Raw genomic sequence first — 18622 nt, 5'->3', positions numbered from 1 at the left:
AGCCCCCCTCAAGATGAGATTTCCCAATTAGTAAGACCCCTTATAGACGATGAGGTAGATAGGTCCGGGGTGGAAGTGCCGCAAGGCATGGAGCTGACGGATACTAATCGGTCGAGGGCTTATCCAATACATGAAGACATCCGTGGTATAAGCGCGGCGCTGTCCGGTTCAGCAGCTTGTTTCGAATCCAGTTTTCAAGGTGCAAGCCTTGAATGTTTTTCCCATGGCTTAGACTGTTTGGTAATGATGGCGGAAGGGAACCACACGTTCCCATCTCGAACACGATCGTTAAGCCTTCCAGCGCCAATGGTACTTAGATCGCAGGATCTTGGGAGAGTAGGACGTTGCCAAGCAAGAAAAAACCTTAAGATCATATCTTAAGGTTTTTTTGCTATTAAGAAGCTTCGGAAGTTATAATTATCGGCTCCGGGCACTCTTGACTTTACATCCTTATTAAAGCCAATCCCTTGGCAATGGTTGGTCCGTGCTAAACTGTCGCTGTCGCCTTTCGTGCCTACATTAACCCCAACACAAAATAGCAGACCACCGCGGCAGCCTGCTCCTATAAACATTTATATCAGAGACTCAGGTTCTCTGCCCGGCTGAACCATAATAGATTTCCACGGCTTGATAGCAAGGCCGATTCCGTCAACCAAACCTTGCAAATAAATGATTTTTTCTTTATCCGTTGGATGCCGTGCGGAAATATCAGTCAGTTTTCTGCGGAATTTAACCTCTGTGGCCTCGAGTTTTTGGATCATTTCCCCGACATCCGATACGGCCTCGCGACACTCCTTAAAATCATCAGGCATTAGAATATCTTGATTCTTCCTAATAAGATCTTGTATGAAGCTTTGTAACTGGTCTTTTATATCTCTCATCTCCTTTTAATCATCCTCCTTATTCTCTGACAATATAAAATTTGTTATTCATGATCGGCATTGCCGGTATCTTGCGGCGTAAAAGAGACCTAGGCCAAAATGATTCAGATCTAAAGCTCCGACTGTTTCTGGGACTAACTTGTAGAAGCACTTGAGCAAATTCGTCTGGCATCAAGGTCAATCCCTACATAAAATAACGGATAGAACATGGAGCAATACGGTTCCAGTACCAGATCCAAATCTACGGTATCAAAGTAAAATCGTAAATATAACATGTATAGAAAGTAATCGGTTGTAAAATAATAATGGAGAAATTCTCCTTTTACCGGTGGTGATTGACGAGCAAGCTTATGAATAGGCAAATCGTATTGTCCATGCGGAGGTTATAGAGGGAGGTTCTTCTAAGTCTTAGCAGAAAGCTTATGATCATAGAATTTATAATTTTAGAAGGTGCGGACTCAGAAGGAATTAACAGTATATGAAATATGCGATTGGCTGGAAGGCAATATAGGTAACTGGATGACAATTGAAAAAAAAGAACAGCAAAACACTGTTATGATCGATTTTTTGCTTGATGATGTCAGTTTAATGCGCAATTCTGAGGACTTAGACCATTTTATTTCACTTGAATCTATCGTGCTTCATGGTGATGGAAGTATGGACTTGCCCGAGGATCAAAGTGAAAAACTTCCTGATAACATTCATGAAATTCCTTATAAAGGGAACATCCAAGGCTTTCAGAATGAAAATGAAATCAATATTCAAACCGAGAATGCCCAATACTGTATCACTCTTAAATAAGTCAGCTGAATCAAAAATGTTATGGAGGAGATACAATGATCCCTAATTTTCGCGTGTTTGCAGGATCTTCACACCCCAAGCTTGCAGAAAGTATTTGTAATCACCTTGATCATCCTTTAGGCAGAGTTAAACGTTCCCGATTTAAAAATGGCGAAATCTATGTGCATTATGAGGACGGGCTGCGCAACTGTGATGTATATCTTATCCAGACCTTTTCATATCCCGTAAATGAGCATTTTGTCGAGCTATTAATTATGATTGATGCCGCAAAGAGAGCTTCAGCCAGATCAGTTAATGTCGTTGTTCCCTATTTGGGGTATTCCAGGCAGGAGCGTAAATCAGCTCCGCGTGAGCCAATTTCGGCAAAAATGGTGGCTGATGTAATAACAACCTTAGGCGTGAATCGCGTAATTACTTTGGATCTACATTCACCTGCTATTCAAGGTTTTTTCAACATTCCAGTAGACCATCTCACTGCGCTGGACTTGCTAAGCGAATATATTAAGTCTAAACAGATACATAACCCTGTTATAGTTTCACCTGATGCAGGACGTGCTGAAACCGCAGAGAAATTAGCGAGTCACCTTGATTGCCCTTTTTCAATAATGGTTAAAAAACGAACTGCTCATAACGAGGCCTCAATAACACACATTATAGGGGAAGTTAATGACCGCACCCCTATCATCATTGAAGATATAATTGATAGCGGCTCTACAATTATCAAGGTTGTTGAGGCATTAATCGATAGGGGGTCAAAAGATGCTTATATTTGTGCTACGCATCCGATCTTTTCTGAATCAGCCATAGAGCGATTAAAGCATCCTAACATAAAAGAAATTGTAGTAACGGATTCCATACCTTTGATTCAAGCTTGTCCCGACTATTTGAAAGTAATTTCAGTGGCCAGTCTGTTGGCGCAATCCATTAGAATAAACATGCTTGGTGGATCTATAAGTTCATTGTTCGAAATTAAAAGTTTATAATAAAGCTGTTTGATCAAACTGACGGACAGGGTATAAGGGCTTCCTTTTTTCTTAACGTGATCGCTGTTTCCCAGTTGGGTCTGTGTGATAATCGCTTTTCTCATGGTTATCATTTTTGCTTTCTTTATCCTGCTTTTTCCAGACTCGAGACATGATAAGCGTAAGTAAAGCGATCACCGCTATAAAGCCAAGGCTAATGTAAAACCCAGGACGGCTCACGCTATGAAACAACGTCCCGGCTACGGCCAATGCAACAAGCCCAATACCGAGGTACTTTTTTATTTTGCCCCAAATGGTAAGCTTGAGCAGACGCCCTGAAGTCATTAAAATGAACAGCCAGTTATACAGCAGCATTAAACTTGCCGCCGTTGTGACGTATTCATATACGCTTTCCGGCATGAGGAGTGCGAATAAGACCGATGCCCCAAGCCCAAGAGCCGTAAGTCCAAAAGCAGAGAGTGGCTTTTTCTTTTCGTTATTTTTATTTGCCGCAAAAATAGACGGCGCATCACAGTCATTCGCTAATGTTACAAGCATCGTCGTTACAGCGAATAGAGAAGCGGTCATTGTCGAAAAGCCCGCGATAATAAGTGCAGCATTAAAAAAATGGGGAACGAAAGGCAGCTTGTAGTCAGCAAGGGAAACAACAAAAGGGCTTTCTTTTGCCACATACGATGTCCATGGCTCCAGAAGCAGCACCAGCCCGATTGAACTTACATACACAATGGCAAGCAGAAGCAGCATGATTTTCCCGGCTTTTGGCGCATCGCTAGGCTTCTTCAGCCGTATCGCCATTAACCCCATAACTTCCAGCCCCCCATATCCATAAAAAGCGAAAATGAGTGCAGCCCAAAGTCCTGTTACCCCTGTGGGAAGCCAATCTTGGGGCACAGCCGGACCGTGGTCCGTTGTAGTGATTACGTTAAACAGGATCAATAGTGCAATCACAATAAACATGAAGATCGCAGCAATTTTGGTAACTGCAAAAATGTTTTCCATCCGCTCAAAACCTTTTGTTCCAATGATAATAACAAGAAGTCCTAGGATACCGTAGCCCGCCGCAAAACACCACATGGGTATCTGTGGGAACCAGAAGCGTGAAAAGAGTGACAAAGCTGTTAGTTGGCTTCCCATAATCAGCAACTCTGACGACCAATATACCCAACCGCTGCTGAAGCCGGCCCATCGGCCGTAAGCTTTCTTGGCGTAAGAACGGAAAGAGCCGTCCATAGGATGATCGGCCGTCATTTGAGCCAGTTTGTCGAAGACGAGATACGCTCCAAAAGCGGCAATGGCATAAGCAAACACCACTGCCGGTCCGCCGATTTCGATAGCAAGATGCGAACCCAGAAAAAAGCCGGTCCCTATGGTACATGCAACTCCCAGCAGCGAAAGCTGCCACCACGCCAGCTTTTTCTCACCCTGTGTAGTGCTCTTGGTTTTTGCCATTTCACTCACCTTATTGTTATAGTGCTTTCCTAGGTTCCTACAAATGCTGGTTTCCTACACAATAGGATTCCTATCTCCCCCAGACTTATTCTTGCATAAATCTAAAAAAGTCATAAGGAATGGGAATGGATGTCACCACGCCAACTTGTTTATTACCGTTTCTGGATTTGTTTGACTTTTGCCTTATTGTAACATCAGTGGGCATTGGGGGATTTTTGTATGACCATCCTGCATGCGGGGCTTGCGCACATTACCTCTGCGAATGGAGGTTCACAGCAAAAATGCGCTTGAGGTCGCTCGGTATTTGGAGTTTCGGAGAGTAATAGAAAGGCTTCGAGTGTGTAAGATTGGTTTATCCTGGGGATCTCATGGAGGCATCCTCGCCGTACGTGTATCCCGATTGTCGCCGCTCAAATTCCATGACTAGATAGCGGCTAAATACGACGGTCGTGTGGCAAAATCAGCATGTCAAAGGATCGACCCTGAAATTCGGTTCCCAGCTTTAAATAGCTTTTTGATTATCTTAAAGAAGGTCTCAATACTCCATCGCATACCATAAATACGTACAATTTCACTCGGCTCTAGAGCACCGCTGCTTATTGTTTCTGCGCCTATCAGTAAAGCGGATCGAACTCATAATCAAGCTCGTAATCGTGAACTTCGTCATCGCTGATAAACGAATACAACAACAGATCAAGATCTGCCATCATCAACACCAGACGATTATAATCGGAAATCATCAGTTCCCTTTTATCTTCATCGATATCGAGCTCGACAGCCATACTAAGTATGCAGGTACTACAATCGGTTGATGTGAAGTAATAGTATGTATTGCCGTGAGCGGTGCCGAGCCATCTTACATCATCGATCGAATCGCCGGCTTCTTTCATAGTATTCTCAGTTCCGACCGAGAACAGATATAGCCCGTTAGCTTCGAATGTCTCTTCATCGATTTCCCAGCTGGGTGAGCTGTTGCCGGTAAAATACACATCAATGCCGTAGTCGCGCTCTTGGATGCTGTAATAATCTTGCCAAGATTTCGGAAATGAAAGCTCATATCCCAAATTGTTATCATAATACCGATCCTCATATCCCCGATAATCGCCTACTTGATACCATCTGCTGAAATGATCGAGCGGAAACAGCTCTCTGGAATCCGTGTAATCTTCGTCACTAATCAGGTTGCCCGATTCATCAAAGTAGTGGTTAAGGATTTTACCATGAATCATGTCGAAATCGGTTTCAAAGTATTCACTTTCATCGTGCAAGTAAGTCGTAATTTTGTTGTAGCCGATAAAGTACCATTCATCGACCAAGTAGGCGAATCGGTAATTGTTAGACCAGCGCCAATTGCTGCCACCGTATTCACTGACTGTTAAAATCCCTTGATCATCAAAGTAAATGCCGTTGTATGGATCACCCAATATGCCGCCTTCATCCGCACGAAGGACGATATTATCGTTGAATGCGGCCAACTCATAATTGCCGTACCCCGTACCGTATCCGATCACCAGAGCACGTGCTGGTGTCAACTCGAAATCAGCTTCATTTTGTTCCACGACGAGCGCTACATCCTCGATGTCGTCAAAATTCATATCTCCGTAAACAACAGCCGGTGCAAATGAATCCAATACCGACCAGCCCTCCGTAATTAATTGTTGTGCCGCTTCTGTGACGGTTTGCGAGTTCCGTATGCTTAATCGCCGCACGTTCCGTAAACGGGAACGTCGCAGAGGCGGTGCCGTTAAATGTTGTGAGTGCGGATATCAGCAGCACGACCGGCAAAAAGTTGTAAAGCTTCATGTTGAACCTCCTTTACCATAATCGAACTGTACGAAGCTGAACGGATTGATCCTTTTTTCGTCCGTACTCAATACGTAGCATGAAAATATTGGTTTCGAATTTTGTGCAAGATTATGCCATAAAGTCTACTTGCGACTGCGCATGCAGGTCTTGGTATGATGATTTGGACTTCTGTCAAGTTACTAGACATATAAAGAAGGACTTTTTTATGAACGGGGATAAGTAGTCAGTAGCTTATGTGAAGCTAAGCATTCCGACAAATACGGGGAGCGCACCGGAATAGCTTCTTCATGGATCCCCAAACCTTAAAAAGCGATGGACGAAAGTTTATCGGTTGTGGCTCGGGCAACTGATGTTTGAGCGAGCACCCGAACAGGTTATATTTCAAATATTCGTTCAGACATAATAACCGCCTTGTTTCTTAATCCTCGGTCGTTCCATAATATTGCATATTCGTTTGTTGCGTACGTGGTTGTGGAGAGGATTAGGCAATCATTTGGCACGAATGGGATAACGGTCTCTTATTCATTTATTGTATATTGGATATGACTTTAAGTGGCGGCAATAACATAAAGAAAGGAAGATAGATTATGCAAAAGCGTAAATTGGGTAAAAGTGGACTAGAAGTTTCTGCAATTGGGTTAGGTTGCATGGGAATGAGTCAGAGTTTTGGTCCGCTACCAGAAAAAAAAGATGCGATTTCTTTAATCCATGCGGCGGTTGACCTAGGTGTTAATTTCTTCGACACTGCTGAAGTTTATGGGCAGTCGCACCACAATGAGGAGTTGGTAGGTGAAGCGCTTGCCCCATTCAAGGGAAAGGTGCTCATTGCTACAAAATTTGGGATAAAAGTAGTGGATGGTATGCAGGTGCTTGACAGCAAGCCGGAGGTTATTAGACAATCACTTGAAGGCTCGCTGAAACGGCTTAAAGTTGAAACTATTGACCTTTACTATCAGCATCGTGTTGATCCAAATGTGCCAATCGAAGAAGTGGCTGGAGTCATACAAAACCTAATCAAGGAAGGCAAGATCAGACATTGGGGACTATCTGAAGCAGGGGTAGAAACGATCCGCCGCGCACACGCGGTTCAACCGCTCACTGCAGTTGAAAGTGAATACTCCATGATGTGGAGAAGCCCTGAAAAAGAACTGCTGCCAGCCCTTGAAGAACTGGGAATCGGCTTTGTTCCATTTGCCCCGCTGGGCAAGGGCTTCCTTACTGGAACCATTGATAAGCATACAACCTTCGGTAACGACGACTTCCGCAGCAAGCAGCCTCGGTTCCAATCGGAGCATCTTGAAGCAAATCAGGTTTTAGTGGAGCTGATAAAGAAGGTTGCTGCAGAGAAGAACGCAACACCTGCTCAAATCGCACTGGCGTGGGTACTTGTCCAGAAGCCATGGATGGTTCCGATTCCAGGCACTCGTAAATTGGGGCGCTTGGAAGAAAATCTAGGTGCGGTGGGCGTTGAGCTAACTCACGAGGAATTAAGTGATTTGAACGATGCGCTCTCGAAGATCGAGATTTCGGGGAACCGCTATCCGGCAGGTTCAGAATATGCAAAAAGGGCGGGCAAATAAGTAAAGATAGATAGAAAAGAAGGGCATATTATCAGTCTTTCTTCTGTAGCTGGACACTTCGTTGGGGCTGGAAGTACGGTCTATACTGGAACTAAGTTTGCCGTTACGTGCTATTTTTGAAGGACTTCGTAAAACTGAGCTTGGCAACAATATTCGTGCAACCATCATCTCACCAGGAGCAGTTAAGACCTGAGTTAACAGAATCGATTACAAATATGGATCTGAAACTTTGGTATTTGGTAATCATTAATTGAATAAAATTCGTTAGATCAACCTCCATGTGAACTACTCGAAAAATTTAATAAAAAAATCTTCATCAAGTTATTTCGTGATAAGGATTTTTTCAACAGTTCCCCAAACGATTTGCAAACGCACAACTAAACTACAGATGAAGAAAACAATAACAATATCTAATGGAAAGTGAGGAACAATCAAATGGAATATGTGAAACTTGGAAATACTGGTTTGGATGTTTCTCGGATTTGTCTTGGTTGTATGAGCTTTGGTGTAGCAGATCGGTGGGTTCATCCATGGATACTTGATGAAGAGCACAGTCGTCCTATTATAAAAAAAGCTCTGGAGCTTGGTATCAATTTTTTTGATACGGCAAATGTGTATGCAGACGGAACAAGCGAGGAAATTATTGGACGAGTTCTAAAGCAATATGCCAATCGTGATGAAATTGTTCTCGCGACAAAGGTTCATTTCCGTATGCATCAAGGTCCAAATGGTGCTGGTCTTTCCCGAAAGGCAATCATGAGTGAAATTGATAAGAGCCTTAAGAGATTGGGAACGGATTATGTGGATCTGTACCAGATTCACCGCTGGGATTACAATACGCCCATCGAAGAGACGATGGAAGCATTGCATGATGTAGTGAAGGCTGGTAAGGCAAGATACATTGGTGCGTCTGCCATGTACGCATGGCAGTTCCTAAAGGCATTGCATGTAGCTGAAAAAAATGGGTGGACCCGGTTTGTTTCGATGCAGAATCATTTAAACCTCATATACCGTGAAGAGGAGAGGGAGATGCTGCCGCTTTGTAAGCAAGAAAAAATCGGTGTGATTCCATATAGCCCGCTTGCATCAGGAAGATTGACGCGTGATTGGTCGGAAACAACACATCGTTCCGAAACCGATCAAGTTCAGAAATCTAAATACGATGCGACTGCAGATACTGATCGATTGATTGTGGAGCGCGTTGCAGCAATAGCAGAAAAACATGGCGTTCCCCGCGTTCAAATCGCACTTGCCTGGTTGTTGCAGAAAGAACCAGTAACGGCCCCCATTATCGGTGCTACGAAAATGTCTAATATCGAAGATGCGGTAGCTGCTCTTTCGATTACGTTAACACCTGAAGAAATTGTGTTGCTGGAAGAGCCGTATGTTCCCCACCCGGTAATTGGTGCAGTTTGATATACTTCCTTAACCTGTTCGGTCCATTCATTGTGCTGGCGCTCTTGTTTACTCGCAGGGCGCCCTAGCCACTTGTTAGCCTCTACGAGAAACTATCATGACGCTGAACATCTTCTCCAGTCGGTATTCGGTGCGGTGTTCATAGATGAACGTATATCTTACCTGGTCTTTAGCAAAGAAGTGCATGTGCATCGCCTTTTTAAAACCTCGTTCTCCTCTTGGAGATCACGAATCTGCTTTTGGAGTTCCTGGAGACGCTGATCTTCCGGCTTCAACGCTCTCACAGCGACGACTTCAATGAAAAAATATAAATATTACTAAGCCCTCCCAATCGAATATAATGAAAATAAAAGAGTTTATTGGGAGGGTGAAATGAATAAAGAGAAAGATCAAATGAGTAAAAAGACAAAGTATTTAATGTTTTCTGGTTCATTTATTTTTGCGGTTTCTCACTACTTACACCTTGCCAACCTATGGATCAGCCGCTCAAAAGTCATGTAAAAAGAATAACATCCGTATTTCTCTTCCTACTTTTTGTTGGCACAATAATGGGGATGGCACTTTTATTACTACGATTCTTAGTCATGTACTTAGATCATTAATAAAGAATTTCACATCCACTGATATGAGTTCGACAATTTTGCTTGTATTCGCTAGAGGAACATTAGGAGATGCAGATTGTATCCATTTTCATTTTCTGCGGCGCAGCGCTGGTCTTGCACTGCATGAATGACTAATGGACACGATAGCTGAATGAGGTGCTTAGTAGAAGGTCTCACATGGGGCTCTATAATGGACAAATTTGGATATAATCTGGGGGTTCGTATGAAAATTCTAATCATCCAACCAAAATTTGAGAAGGACATTGTTCAACTTGAGAGTGAATTGCGAAATAATTCTTCCGCTGATGTTTTAATCTTTCCAGAAGGTTATTTGAATGAAAATGTGGAAAAAGCATGTATCTTAGCAAAGAATTATAACAAGATTTTAATTGGGGGACATAGAAGGCTAAACGACAGTCCAATGGATAGAGCCATAATTATTAATCGCTCTGGTGATATCGTTTTGGATAGGATTAAGTATAGCCAGACGACTTTTAAGTCAGTAGAGGGTCTAATGATGGGACACATACTTTGTGATGAATTGGTCAAACAAGGAGTGAAGAATGAAGATATTAGTGCTATTGACTTAATTGCACATCCAATCGGTGTAGGAATGTTCAGTGAGGAACAGTTCGATGAATGGATAAATGAAGCCCAAAAGATTGCTATTAGATATAAATCAATGATTATTGGTACCAGTCACGCCGACGGCTCATTCAGAGGTAGTGATATATCCATACCAATTGCATACTGCTTTGATGAAAATGGAAATGCTATTTTCATTTCTAAGAACGATGTACGAACTCGGATGTTGGATATTCAAACAAAAACCGTTTCTTTTTCTCAACTCATCAATCAATAAAAGCGAATTGTTTAAGCTAATGGCACGATAGTTCAAATTTGAAAGCGCTACTGCGATGTGTTTTTTTGCTTCGGACGGGCAGAGGCAGACTTGAATATCATTTCGCATAAATTGAAAATAGGGTGTGTCCTTGATTGGTTGTAATTCAATCCGTTGGAAAAGGAGTGTGTTCAAGGATGGATGATCGTAAATATTTACTTGAGGCGTTTTTAGAAGCTGAAGAAGCTAAAGCTGAGGGGACGTATCCTATTGGAGCAGTGATAGTAGACATAGAAGGTGCAATCATTAGTAGAGGACGTAACAGGATTTTTTCAGGCTCCGACACAACAGCACACGCGGAAGTTGAAGCAATAAGAAGAGCTGGATCAGCTATGGTAGATATTGAGAATAAAAAATTTTTGAAGAAGAATTATACGTTATATACTACCTGTGAACCTTGTCCGATGTGTAGTTGTACCATACTGCTTTCTTTTAGTATTACAAGGGTTGTTTGGGCAGCGACTGATATCGAGATGGGAGCTATGAGGAAATTTAAAGAAGGACCACATTTTCTAGATCGTTTCAATAAAATATCTTTTGATGCAGCTCCATTTAGAGATTTGGAAGTCAGACAAAGAAAACTACTTGCTGATTGGTCTATAAAACGAGGTTATCTAGATACCCCATGGCAATATAATAATGAGCTTTAAATCAACGGATACGATAGCTGAAAATTGAAAATGATTAAGAATTCCTAAAGCTTATTCCCGTAAATCAACAGGGTTACACATAAGCCCCAGTACGTCCCTTGACTTGGGACGTGAAGACCCTGATTACGATGACGGCGTGTTCGTCAGCATGTCCGAGGACGAATCCAAACGGTGGGTCGACTTCTTCGATATGGAGAAACCTTTCCATTGAAATAATAGGGAGTTTTTTATATAATATTCGTATCGTAAATGCGAGGGAAGTGGTATGGATGGCAATTAAAGATTGTCGGAATGGGTCTCATGCAAAGCCTGTTTTAGAGGCGATACTTTGCATGGGCGTAAAACTAAAATCGCCCCAATAAGCATTCATCGTTTCTAATACTTGGCTTTGCACCTTATTTCATGATTAAAAAAATAAGGGGCTGAACCTATATGTGTAAACCATTTATTAGAAACCATCAATATAACGTTATCAAAAAGCAAGTGGGTATTCTGCAAAATGCTCTCAGAACTATAGTGGATCCCAAAGTATTGGAATCGGTCAGATATGGCACAGAATCCAAAATAGTAGAACTGTTTCCAGATGTTCCAGACATTCAGAAACAAATGTTAGAAAGATTTTCTTCATTAGAAACGGTTGAGGATTTTCAGAAGTACCTGAGAGAGTTTGAACCGTATTTGGTGGAATTTCCGCAAGTTACAGCCAAACAGATTCAGAAACTATTCCCTAAGAATAAGAAATTAAAGATTCCTGACTTATCCGTAATAGACAATCGTTATGTAACCTATCTGAGTTGGGTCGATATTTCTACAAACAAATTGTTCATGGTTTATCATTTAAACGGACATTTCATCGGTATAGAAGGCAAATACACGCCCACAAATAAGAAAAGTTTTTGCTTTTTATGTAATCGGTGTGAAGAACTTGCTTTATTTTCGGCGATATCCCAAAAAAGACCGGCCAATTCTTCGCCTGATTATTACAAAGCGGTTGGTAACTATTTGTGCGTGAATAGTCATGAATGTAATAAGAACATTTCAGATATTACTTCTTTAGAAAAATTTATTGAAACTGTTATAAGATAGAGCCTAAAACCATTGAATCTACTGAAGATTCAATGGTTTTTTAACTGTATGTGGAGTTTAGGTAAGCGATAGGGAGGCGAAGTGTGTCACTGCAATTATTTAATTTTAATGTCGAGAGTCATCAATCTATACCGATAATAGACCGCGAAAATCGCGGATTTTTTATTTATCGGAATAACATCTCGCGGAATCGCCATGACAAGAATCTATGCCGATTGCCGGACGGATTACCATATAAATGTTGTTCCAGTTGTCACGGAAAAGAATTATGCTGTAATTTCTGAAATAGGAAAATTAAGTGATTGCTTAGTATTTATTATGTATTTAAAGAAGTTCATATTAGATATGTATTTGCTTACATTCAGAGCTCATGACCTGTCCGGATTCTGCCTTGAGGAATTCCTCAGACTAAGTGTTGCTAGAAATAAAAGTGTAATACCGATAACGGACATAACAATGACGATGAAAAAGGCGAGTGTGAAGCTAATATTCAAAGATAAAAATCGACTTAAAATAGAGGGTCCAAATGCTCCTCCCAAAATACTAAATAGCGTAAAGAGTCCCATTCCAATACCGATCTCAGTTTTTTTCAAGGTGGAAGGTACGACATTGGCAGCGGATGAAACTAAGGTGGTATAACCCATTGTAAAGATAAACATGACTATCCCAATCCCGATAGGGAAGTCTTTCAAGAGCGCCATTAGCAGAACCCCCAGAATCATTAAACCATGTCCAGCAAGCATAACAATTCTTCCATTGTATTTACGGGAAAGTGCTCCCATATAAGGTCCGGATAACGCACCCAACAGTGCTCCTGGAAACATGATGATGCCAATCATGCTTGCTTGCAAGTTGCCGCTCTGCTTCAAAATCAAGGGCAATAAAAACATAATGGCTGGATACGCCGATGTGCCGGCAAATACAGAGAGTAGGGAAAATCTAAAGCCTTTATTCGCGAGTAAAGATAAGGTTATGAAAGGTGTTGCTTTTCTGCGGATATGGAATGAAAACCATATAAATAGCAAGGCCGCAACGATTAAGAGATAAGGATTTAAGGTGATGCCTAGAACTAAAATACCAACGGCTAAGGAGAACAAAATTGCTCCTAAGACATCAAATTGCTGCCCTTGGGCGATAGTAGTCGGGAAGTATTTAAAAATAAATGGTATTGTACATACGACCAAGAGAGAAACGGCAAATAGACCATGCCAACCAAATAGTTCAATAATATATCCACTGATAACAGGTGCAACTCCGCCCATAAGTGCAAAAGTAGTAGTCACAAGGCTTAAAGCTTTACCCCTGCTTTCTGGTTTGAAGTATTTGGATGGAAGTATATACGCCAAGGAGGTTATAGCCGATGCACCAGCGGCTTGAATAACTCTAGCGGAAATAATGGCCAGAAAGGAATTCGATATAAGTCCCATAAGTGAACCGAAAATGAATAAGGCGAACCCTGTAAGAATCAATGATCGAGCTGAAAACCGATCTGAAAGCTTTCCATACGTACCCGAGCCTGCTGCTAATACAACCGCATATAGTGTCGTTATTAGGCTGCTTTCAGAGGTGGAAAGGTGCAAATCCTTAATAATAAAGGGGACAGCAATGTTGAACATGTAGACATTCATGGTGGCAAATGAACAAGCGATTATTAAAATAGCCAATAATGCCTTTTCATTTATCTGTTTAGTTGCAGAAATCATCCTCAATCTCCTTCGACATGTTAGGTGCCTGTTGAATTTTTATTCTTTTTAGATTAACATACAGCAAGTAACCCGTCGGCAAGTGGCCAAATTGGAATAATCGATATTTGGTTCTCTAGACAATAAGGTATGATCTCCACTTCTGCATTTCTCGCGAGCAAATATATTGAACCTGAAGAATATCCAAATGACCATCTGTATTAAACTCTAACAGTTGATCAACATTCGGATACATCATTTGATTACCTACAGAACCAGCACCTAGTCCAATTTTGAAGACATCTAAACCTGTTTTACCTAATGTTGTTCAATTACTCATCCTTTTTTTCTCCTCTTTAACATTTATTTTAAGAACACTAGGATTATACAACTTAGAGTCAACTCCAAGTCAAGCGCGTACTCAATGTATTTTAGAATCATTTACATTCTTCCTATTTAATTTTATATTAATAAAATCCACAATAATCTGGAGTTCTACTATTTGATTTTCTATATTTTTCTTGTGGTCTTGAAGCATTCGATACAATTCGGGAAACTCTGTAAGATCATCACCATAGGAGAGATGCAAATACGGTTTCATATCATCGAGTGACATACCCGTTTTTTTCAAACATAAAATAATATTCATTGAATTAATATCTTCTGAACGGTAAACGCGATGACCATTTGCCTTTCGCTCTGCACGTGGCAGCAGACCAATTTTCTCGTAATAACGTATTGTATCATCGCTAAGTCCGGTCTGCTCCGATGTTTGTTTAATAGAAAATCCATTGACTTCACTCATTATTTTCATCACACGCTTTCTTATCTGTTTTAGTCAATTGTACAACTTGGAGCTTACTCCAAGTCAAGTGTATAAGGCTGATTTAAGCAAGCTTCTGCAGAATCGAGATTAGAAGTGAATGCCCAGGATCCAATAAAACACCGATGAGCGGAAGCTCAGGCATGCCAATGTGGCTACTTTCCTTTCGTCATCTCTTTTTTTTTCACCCAAGCAAGGGGGCAGTTCGCCTCATGATGCCGCATTCGGAGAGAGCAGGGGGAAGACGGGCGTCTTCATCAATAAGGTACCTTGAACGGCCGCAAGGAAATTTACGATGCGGTGGAATTATTAAGGGAAGTCCCGGATTGGGAAGAAGTGCGGCTGGTCTCAACCTCCTCGCATATTGGCATTCGGGAAGGGCGTCGGGTTACCGGCCTCTACAAATTAAGTGCTGAAGATTTGCGGCATGGTCAAAAGTTTGAGGACGGGATTTGTCTCGTACGCTTTGGGGTGGATGTGCACGCACTGGAATCCCAAGACAAGATCGGCTATAGCAACAAGGATGTCGTTTCCAAGCCGTATCAAATTCCTTATCGCAGCCTCGTGGCGTTGGACATCGACAATCTTGGATTGGCTGGCCGCAATGTAAGCGGCGATTTTTGGGCACATGCTTCTTACCGCGTGACTGGAAATTCGGTACCTATGGGCGAGGCAATCGGATTTGCTGCAGCAACGGCAGCTAAACTGGGCTGCAGGCTTGACGAAGTGAGCGGAAGCACCGTTTCCGAATATATGAGTGATCGAGGCTACGAGTTGTAGATGAAGTGTCCGGGGGCAACCTGCCCCTTGGATCGTACTCTACCTTATATGCGGGAACAAGGATAATCGAGAAAAATACGCAATTGCAGAGCGATCAGTACTAAGCTTAAATTGCTGGGAGGCAACTTACCTCTATTCCTTCGATCTATCGATCAGATACTTCAAGAGATCAGAACGTGAATATATAGCGACACACATATAATTAGAAGAGAAAGATCGGAGCGTGCTTAAACGCTCCGATCTTTTGTCTTTTTGTTAAGTCCCAACTGTCGTTTATCCGTTAAATTAGTAGCTATTGGAATTGTGGGTGACAAGTAGAGGGAACAAATTAGAAGGAAAAGAAAGGAATAAGAGTGGTGGGCAGCCAATCCTGACGATGTTAAATGGTTAATAGAGTCAGGTGCAGCAAAATTCGCCCAAAAAAAATATATCAAAATATTTAATTCCCATTCGAGGGTATAACGCTCTTTAGACCCATGGATTTATACGACGACTACCTATATGGGACTTCTGTCAAGATAGAAGACACAGATTGTATTCTCACACAGCCAGATCATGGTAGAGAATGGTTGCATCTGAAATTCATGGCTTCTGTATCATGTCACATCATGTCCTTTTCATAAGTGTTTATTGATTGACCACTATCCATTATGCAGAATTAAAATAGGTACTCGTAAGGATTTATTGGTTTCTGCTAATTGTGGGCACGGATGATTCAATGACTACCGTCAGGTTAACATATCAATTCGAAATGTTCATGCAAAAATGATACATAAAAGAATTATTAACATTGAAAATAAAGGAAATGAGTTTGGTTTACAGTTCGTGGTACGGGTAAGCAGCAAGATCTTGCTAACGAGGGTCAAGCAAAAGTTTTTAAAACGTATTAACGGCCATCTAAAGAAGATTGGAAAAGGAGAAGTGGATATGGAGAAAAAGAAAGCTATGATACGTTCTGGGATAATGTTACTAGGTATTATTATGGTGATCTTATCAGCTTGTACGAAACAGGAAACTCAAAATACAGCTTCTGAACCTGTAGAAACGAACCATATCCTTACAATCGCTAACAATATAGATGTAGATATGTTTGATACGCACAATACAACCAATGTTGTAACTGAAAGTGTTGTTGTTAAAATTCAAAGCTACTTACTCAAAAGGGATTTTCACTACGCAGCAAAAATTAGAAGAGGCCCAACATTTTTATACAGATGTGAAAGCAAGGCTTGCCCAATACGGGCGCCTGCCGGAACACTTACATATATTTACAGGAATGGCTCCGATAATTGGAAGGACTGAAGAGGAAGCTAAAGAAAAAGAACAGGAATTGAATGAATTAATTATGCCTGAGTGGGAGTTAGAACAGCTTTCATTGTTATTGGGAATGGATATGTTTGCATTTCCTTTGGACGGGCCGCTTCCAGAATTACCGGACTCCGAAGAAATCAATGGGCAAAGAAGCAAGTATAAATTATTCGTCGAATTTGCGAAGCGCGAGAACTTAACCATCCGACAGCTTCTTCATCATACTGCTGCTGGACGTGGGCATCTTACTATTGTAGGCACTGGGATCCTGGTGAGGTATTATGTGAGACGGATGCAAGAGAACTTTATGTTCTTCCTGGTTTGATTGATGTCCATGTGCATTCGAGGGATCCTGGAGCGACCCATAAAGAGGATTTTGGACATTCTACTCAGGCGGCTGCAGCCGGTGGGATTACAACTCTATTATGCCGAATACGAACCCACCAGCCAGCAATGTAGACAACTTCCATAGCCAAGTAGCGCATCTTCAATCCAAAGCTTTTGTTGATTTTGGGCTATGGGGAATTTGCCTGGGCAGATTAAATTTGAAGGAGATTGCTGCCCTTGATAAAGCAGCTGTTATCGGATTCAATTTTTTTTTGGCTACGCCGTTAATAGCCAAACCTTCCAGTTGGTTTACAACTATAAAGCTGGTCAGGAGGATTTTACTCATCTGAATTTCTTACTTGTAAAGTATGTCATTTCTCAAGGTGGCAACTGTGTTTAATGCCTGGTTGATATCGGCTTCATTTACCCCGAAATGTTCCAACGCATCATGCAAATGTTTTACAATGGCATCAAAATGTATAGGTTGCAGGTTCATGCCTGTATGTACTTTTGCCATGGAATTCCCTGTGTAGTGATTTGGACCGCCCAGGGCGAAGCTAATAAATTTTGTTTGATGCTTGCGTTGTTTGTCCATATCTGTGTTGGCAAAAAAGTGGTTGACTGTTTCATCAGCTAATACATGGTCATAAAAATAATCGACTACTTTTCCTATGCTTTCTTCCCCACCAAGTTTTTCATAAAGCGTAGTTGCAGACATGTAAATCCTCCGTTCGAATAAGAATATAAACATAGATATTATCTCCAAATGTAGATCGGTTATGCTATAAGAATGAGCAGTATTTAGCGTCGCGGAAAAAGGTTGGATCGGAATGGTGTAATTGGGATAGATGAGGTCCGATTAGCTTGATAATAGAATAATGACAAGCTTTGCTGCTCTGATGTAATCAAATCCCAGTATGCCTGTCGCCCGATGGCATCACTTGTTATTCGGGATCTACGTCCCAACCAGCCTCAATCATGGTCATTACAAGGAGGCGTGAACATTATAGCGCTCAGGATCCAGTCCCACGGGCAGGATAGTTGAAAAAGTCCTCAGCTCCTCTTTATATTCAACAAAGTAGCTGAGTATGTGCAAAATAAGTAACCGGCTTCCCTTCGGGTAGAGTGAATTCTGAACAATAAATAGAATAAAACTAGGGACGTTTCTTGATAGACTTAATCTCATATGAACTAAACTCTGTATGGATAAGGTAATCTGGTTTTGGCTTTCCAAGTTTTGCTTTATGTCCAGCAATGTGGACTTCACTCTTTTGCCATTCCTTACAATTCTGTTCTGATTCCCAACGAACTAAAACCATAACTTCCTCATCACCACGATTGGCCTTTTTAACCATTACGGTTGAGTCAATAAACCCCTCTTGTTCTTCTAAGATCCCTGCTTTACTAAATCGTTCTACTAATTCATCTGCATGATCCTCTGTAACTATCATTCTTCTAGATTGAACAAACAATAATAACATCTCCATTCGTCGAAACTATTAATAAAAGAACTAGTGTAGCGTGTAAATTATCACCAACGTCGACTC

General features: G+C 41.5%; 21 protein-coding genes, 2 rRNA genes and 2 pseudogenes. 17 read left to right on the top strand and 8 right to left on the bottom strand.

The window, feature by feature from the left end:
• Together G9U52_RS23955 and rrf are read left to right on the top strand one after the other, a co-directional pair.
• Positions 1 to 127 (top strand): 23S ribosomal RNA (locus G9U52_RS23955); the annotation flags it as partial.
• Positions 128 to 236: 109 nt separating this feature from the next.
• A 5S ribosomal RNA gene (rrf, locus tag G9U52_RS23950) occupies positions 237 to 353 on the top strand.
• A 219-nt stretch (positions 354 to 572) separates the two neighbouring features.
• On the opposite strand, the gene G9U52_RS23945 is transcribed toward rrf, so the two are convergent.
• A complete protein-coding gene (locus G9U52_RS23945) occupies positions 573 to 881 on the bottom strand; it encodes a hypothetical protein (protein ID WP_166153159.1) in 309 nt (102 codons plus the stop codon).
• A gap of 450 nt (positions 882 to 1331) precedes the next feature.
• Here G9U52_RS23945 and ymzB point away from each other — a divergent pair, with 450 nt between their 5' ends.
• Together ymzB and G9U52_RS23935 are read left to right on the top strand one after the other, a co-directional pair.
• Positions 1332 to 1682, top strand: coding sequence for a protein YmzB (gene ymzB, locus G9U52_RS23940; protein WP_512699210.1), 351 nt, complete (start codon positions 1332 to 1334; stop codon positions 1680 to 1682).
• 35 nt (positions 1683 to 1717) lie between these two features.
• Positions 1718 to 2665, top strand: a complete 948-nt coding sequence (locus G9U52_RS23935; RefSeq protein ID WP_166153157.1) for a ribose-phosphate diphosphokinase — start codon at positions 1718 to 1720, stop codon at positions 2663 to 2665.
• Positions 2666 to 2716: 51 nt separating this feature from the next.
• Here G9U52_RS23935 and G9U52_RS23930 read toward each other — a convergent pair whose 3' ends face one another.
• Positions 2717 to 4114, bottom strand: coding sequence for an amino acid permease (locus tag G9U52_RS23930; RefSeq protein ID WP_166153156.1), 1398 nt, complete (start codon positions 4112 to 4114; stop codon positions 2717 to 2719).
• 232 nt (positions 4115 to 4346) lie between these two features.
• Here G9U52_RS23930 and G9U52_RS41795 point away from each other — a divergent pair, with 232 nt between their 5' ends.
• Positions 4347 to 4541, top strand: a complete 195-nt coding sequence (locus G9U52_RS41795) for a PLP-dependent transferase (RefSeq protein ID WP_166153155.1) — start codon at positions 4347 to 4349, stop codon at positions 4539 to 4541.
• Here G9U52_RS41795 and G9U52_RS23920 read toward each other — a convergent pair.
• Both G9U52_RS23920 and G9U52_RS23915 read right to left on the bottom strand, forming a co-directional pair.
• A pseudogene (locus G9U52_RS23920) lies at positions 4512 to 4702 on the bottom strand (IS4 family transposase); the annotation flags it as partial. The gene G9U52_RS41795 and the pseudogene G9U52_RS23920 overlap by 30 nt on opposite strands.
• Positions 4703 to 4728: 26 nt before the next feature.
• Positions 4729 to 5823, bottom strand: coding sequence for a hypothetical protein (locus tag G9U52_RS23915; RefSeq protein WP_207953164.1), 1095 nt, complete (start codon positions 5821 to 5823; stop codon positions 4729 to 4731).
• Positions 5824 to 6507: 684 nt separating this feature from the next.
• Between G9U52_RS23915 and G9U52_RS23905 the strand changes: the two genes are divergently transcribed.
• The 7 genes and pseudogenes from G9U52_RS23905 to G9U52_RS23880 all read left to right on the top strand — a co-directional run bounded on the left by G9U52_RS23905 (position 6508) and on the right by G9U52_RS23880 (position 12155).
• The gene (locus G9U52_RS23905) at positions 6508 to 7500 is read left to right on the top strand and encodes an aldo/keto reductase (protein WP_166153152.1); all 993 of its coding nucleotides are present in this window, start codon (positions 6508 to 6510) and stop codon (positions 7498 to 7500) included.
• A 9-nt stretch (positions 7501 to 7509) separates the two neighbouring features.
• A pseudogene (locus G9U52_RS23900) lies at positions 7510 to 7690 on the top strand (SDR family oxidoreductase); the annotation flags it as partial.
• 245 nt (positions 7691 to 7935) lie between these two features.
• On the top strand, positions 7936 to 8916 hold the full coding sequence (locus tag G9U52_RS23895) for an aldo/keto reductase (RefSeq protein WP_166153151.1): 981 nt from the start codon (positions 7936 to 7938) through the stop codon (positions 8914 to 8916).
• Between the two features lie 372 nt (positions 8917 to 9288).
• Entirely contained in the window at positions 9289 to 9417 is a 129-nt protein-coding gene (locus G9U52_RS40990; RefSeq protein ID WP_279538721.1) for a hypothetical protein, read from the top strand.
• Positions 9418 to 9708: 291 nt separating this feature from the next.
• A complete protein-coding gene (locus G9U52_RS23890; protein WP_243767518.1) occupies positions 9709 to 10380 on the top strand; it encodes a hypothetical protein in 672 nt (223 codons plus the stop codon).
• 176 nt (positions 10381 to 10556) lie between these two features.
• Positions 10557 to 11069, top strand: a complete 513-nt coding sequence (locus G9U52_RS23885; RefSeq protein WP_166153150.1) for a nucleoside deaminase — start codon at positions 10557 to 10559, stop codon at positions 11067 to 11069.
• A 432-nt stretch (positions 11070 to 11501) separates the two neighbouring features.
• Entirely contained in the window at positions 11502 to 12155 is a 654-nt protein-coding gene (locus G9U52_RS23880; protein ID WP_166153149.1) for a FusB/FusC family EF-G-binding protein, read from the top strand.
• 368 nt (positions 12156 to 12523) lie between these two features.
• Here G9U52_RS23880 and G9U52_RS23875 read toward each other — a convergent pair whose 3' ends face one another.
• Both G9U52_RS23875 and G9U52_RS23870 read right to left on the bottom strand, forming a co-directional pair.
• Entirely contained in the window at positions 12524 to 13858 is a 1335-nt protein-coding gene (locus G9U52_RS23875) for an MFS transporter (protein ID WP_166153148.1), read from the bottom strand.
• Positions 13859 to 14258: 400 nt separating this feature from the next.
• Complete coding sequence (locus tag G9U52_RS23870; RefSeq protein ID WP_166153147.1) at positions 14259 to 14642, bottom strand: MerR family transcriptional regulator; 384 nt, start codon at positions 14640 to 14642, stop codon at positions 14259 to 14261.
• 288 nt (positions 14643 to 14930) lie between these two features.
• Here G9U52_RS23870 and G9U52_RS23860 point away from each other — a divergent pair, with 288 nt between their 5' ends.
• From G9U52_RS23860 to G9U52_RS39345, 5 genes are all read left to right on the top strand, one after another.
• A complete protein-coding gene (locus G9U52_RS23860) occupies positions 14931 to 15440 on the top strand; it encodes an FAD-dependent oxidoreductase (protein ID WP_166153146.1) in 510 nt (169 codons plus the stop codon).
• A gap of 765 nt (positions 15441 to 16205) precedes the next feature.
• Complete coding sequence (locus G9U52_RS41790; RefSeq protein WP_375790274.1) at positions 16206 to 16742, top strand: hypothetical protein; 537 nt, start codon at positions 16206 to 16208, stop codon at positions 16740 to 16742.
• Entirely contained in the window at positions 16717 to 17073 is a 357-nt protein-coding gene (locus tag G9U52_RS39350) for a hypothetical protein (protein ID WP_375790273.1), read from the top strand. Before G9U52_RS41790 ends, G9U52_RS39350 begins: the two co-directional genes overlap by 26 nt.
• Before the next feature lie 11 nt (positions 17074 to 17084).
• Complete coding sequence (locus G9U52_RS42205; protein ID WP_512699211.1) at positions 17085 to 17207, top strand: hypothetical protein; 123 nt, start codon at positions 17085 to 17087, stop codon at positions 17205 to 17207.
• The gene (locus tag G9U52_RS39345) at positions 17174 to 17425 is read left to right on the top strand and encodes a hypothetical protein (RefSeq protein WP_243767529.1); all 252 of its coding nucleotides are present in this window, start codon (positions 17174 to 17176) and stop codon (positions 17423 to 17425) included. Before G9U52_RS42205 ends, G9U52_RS39345 begins: the two co-directional genes overlap by 34 nt.
• Positions 17426 to 17430: 5 nt before the next feature.
• Here G9U52_RS39345 and G9U52_RS23845 read toward each other — a convergent pair whose 3' ends face one another.
• Positions 17431 to 17793, bottom strand: a complete 363-nt coding sequence (locus tag G9U52_RS23845; protein ID WP_166153145.1) for a group I truncated hemoglobin — start codon at positions 17791 to 17793, stop codon at positions 17431 to 17433.
• 436 nt (positions 17794 to 18229) lie between these two features.
• Entirely contained in the window at positions 18230 to 18547 is a 318-nt protein-coding gene (locus tag G9U52_RS23840; RefSeq protein ID WP_207953162.1) for an antibiotic biosynthesis monooxygenase, read from the bottom strand.
• Positions 18548 to 18622: the final 75 nt, after the last annotated feature.

Origin of the sequence: Paenibacillus agricola, from assembly GCF_011440305.1 — a bacterium.
Classification (GTDB): Bacteria; Bacillota; Bacilli; order Paenibacillales; family NBRC-103111; genus Paenibacillus_S; species Paenibacillus_S agricola.
The sequence above is the reverse complement of the archived record's forward strand: the minus strand, read 5'-3'. Positions and strand labels throughout refer to the sequence as shown.

What these genes read in the sequence shown, in the direction of transcription:
- G9U52_RS23945 (WP_166153159.1), bottom strand. Translation starts at nt 881, where the DNA reads ATGAGAGATATAAAAGACCAGTTACAAAGCTTCATACAAGATCTTATT.
- G9U52_RS23935 (WP_166153157.1), top strand. Translation starts at nt 1,718, where the DNA reads ATGATCCCTAATTTTCGCGTGTTTGCAGGATCTTCACACCCCAAGCTT.
- G9U52_RS23930 (WP_166153156.1), bottom strand. Translation starts at nt 4,114, where the DNA reads ATGGCAAAAACCAAGAGCACTACACAGGGTGAGAAAAAGCTGGCGTGG.
- G9U52_RS41795 (WP_166153155.1), top strand. Translation starts at nt 4,347, where the DNA reads ATGCGGGGCTTGCGCACATTACCTCTGCGAATGGAGGTTCACAGCAAA.
- G9U52_RS23905 (WP_166153152.1), top strand. Translation starts at nt 6,508, where the DNA reads ATGCAAAAGCGTAAATTGGGTAAAAGTGGACTAGAAGTTTCTGCAATT.
- G9U52_RS23895 (WP_166153151.1), top strand. Translation starts at nt 7,936, where the DNA reads ATGGAATATGTGAAACTTGGAAATACTGGTTTGGATGTTTCTCGGATT.
- G9U52_RS40990 (WP_279538721.1), top strand. Translation starts at nt 9,289, where the DNA reads ATGAATAAAGAGAAAGATCAAATGAGTAAAAAGACAAAGTATTTAATG.
- G9U52_RS23890 (WP_243767518.1), top strand. Translation starts at nt 9,709, where the DNA reads ATGGACAAATTTGGATATAATCTGGGGGTTCGTATGAAAATTCTAATC.
- G9U52_RS23885 (WP_166153150.1), top strand. Translation starts at nt 10,557, where the DNA reads ATGGATGATCGTAAATATTTACTTGAGGCGTTTTTAGAAGCTGAAGAA.
- G9U52_RS23880 (WP_166153149.1), top strand. Translation starts at nt 11,502, where the DNA reads ATGTGTAAACCATTTATTAGAAACCATCAATATAACGTTATCAAAAAG.
- G9U52_RS23875 (WP_166153148.1), bottom strand. Translation starts at nt 13,858, where the DNA reads ATGATTTCTGCAACTAAACAGATAAATGAAAAGGCATTATTGGCTATT.
- G9U52_RS23870 (WP_166153147.1), bottom strand. Translation starts at nt 14,642, where the DNA reads ATGAGTGAAGTCAATGGATTTTCTATTAAACAAACATCGGAGCAGACC.
- G9U52_RS41790 (WP_375790274.1), top strand. Translation starts at nt 16,206, where the DNA reads ATGATACATAAAAGAATTATTAACATTGAAAATAAAGGAAATGAGTTT.
- G9U52_RS39350 (WP_375790273.1), top strand. Translation starts at nt 16,717, where the DNA reads ATGGCTCCGATAATTGGAAGGACTGAAGAGGAAGCTAAAGAAAAAGAA.
- G9U52_RS39345 (WP_243767529.1), top strand. Translation starts at nt 17,174, where the DNA reads ATGCCGAATACGAACCCACCAGCCAGCAATGTAGACAACTTCCATAGC.
- G9U52_RS23845 (WP_166153145.1), bottom strand. Translation starts at nt 17,793, where the DNA reads ATGTCTGCAACTACGCTTTATGAAAAACTTGGTGGGGAAGAAAGCATA.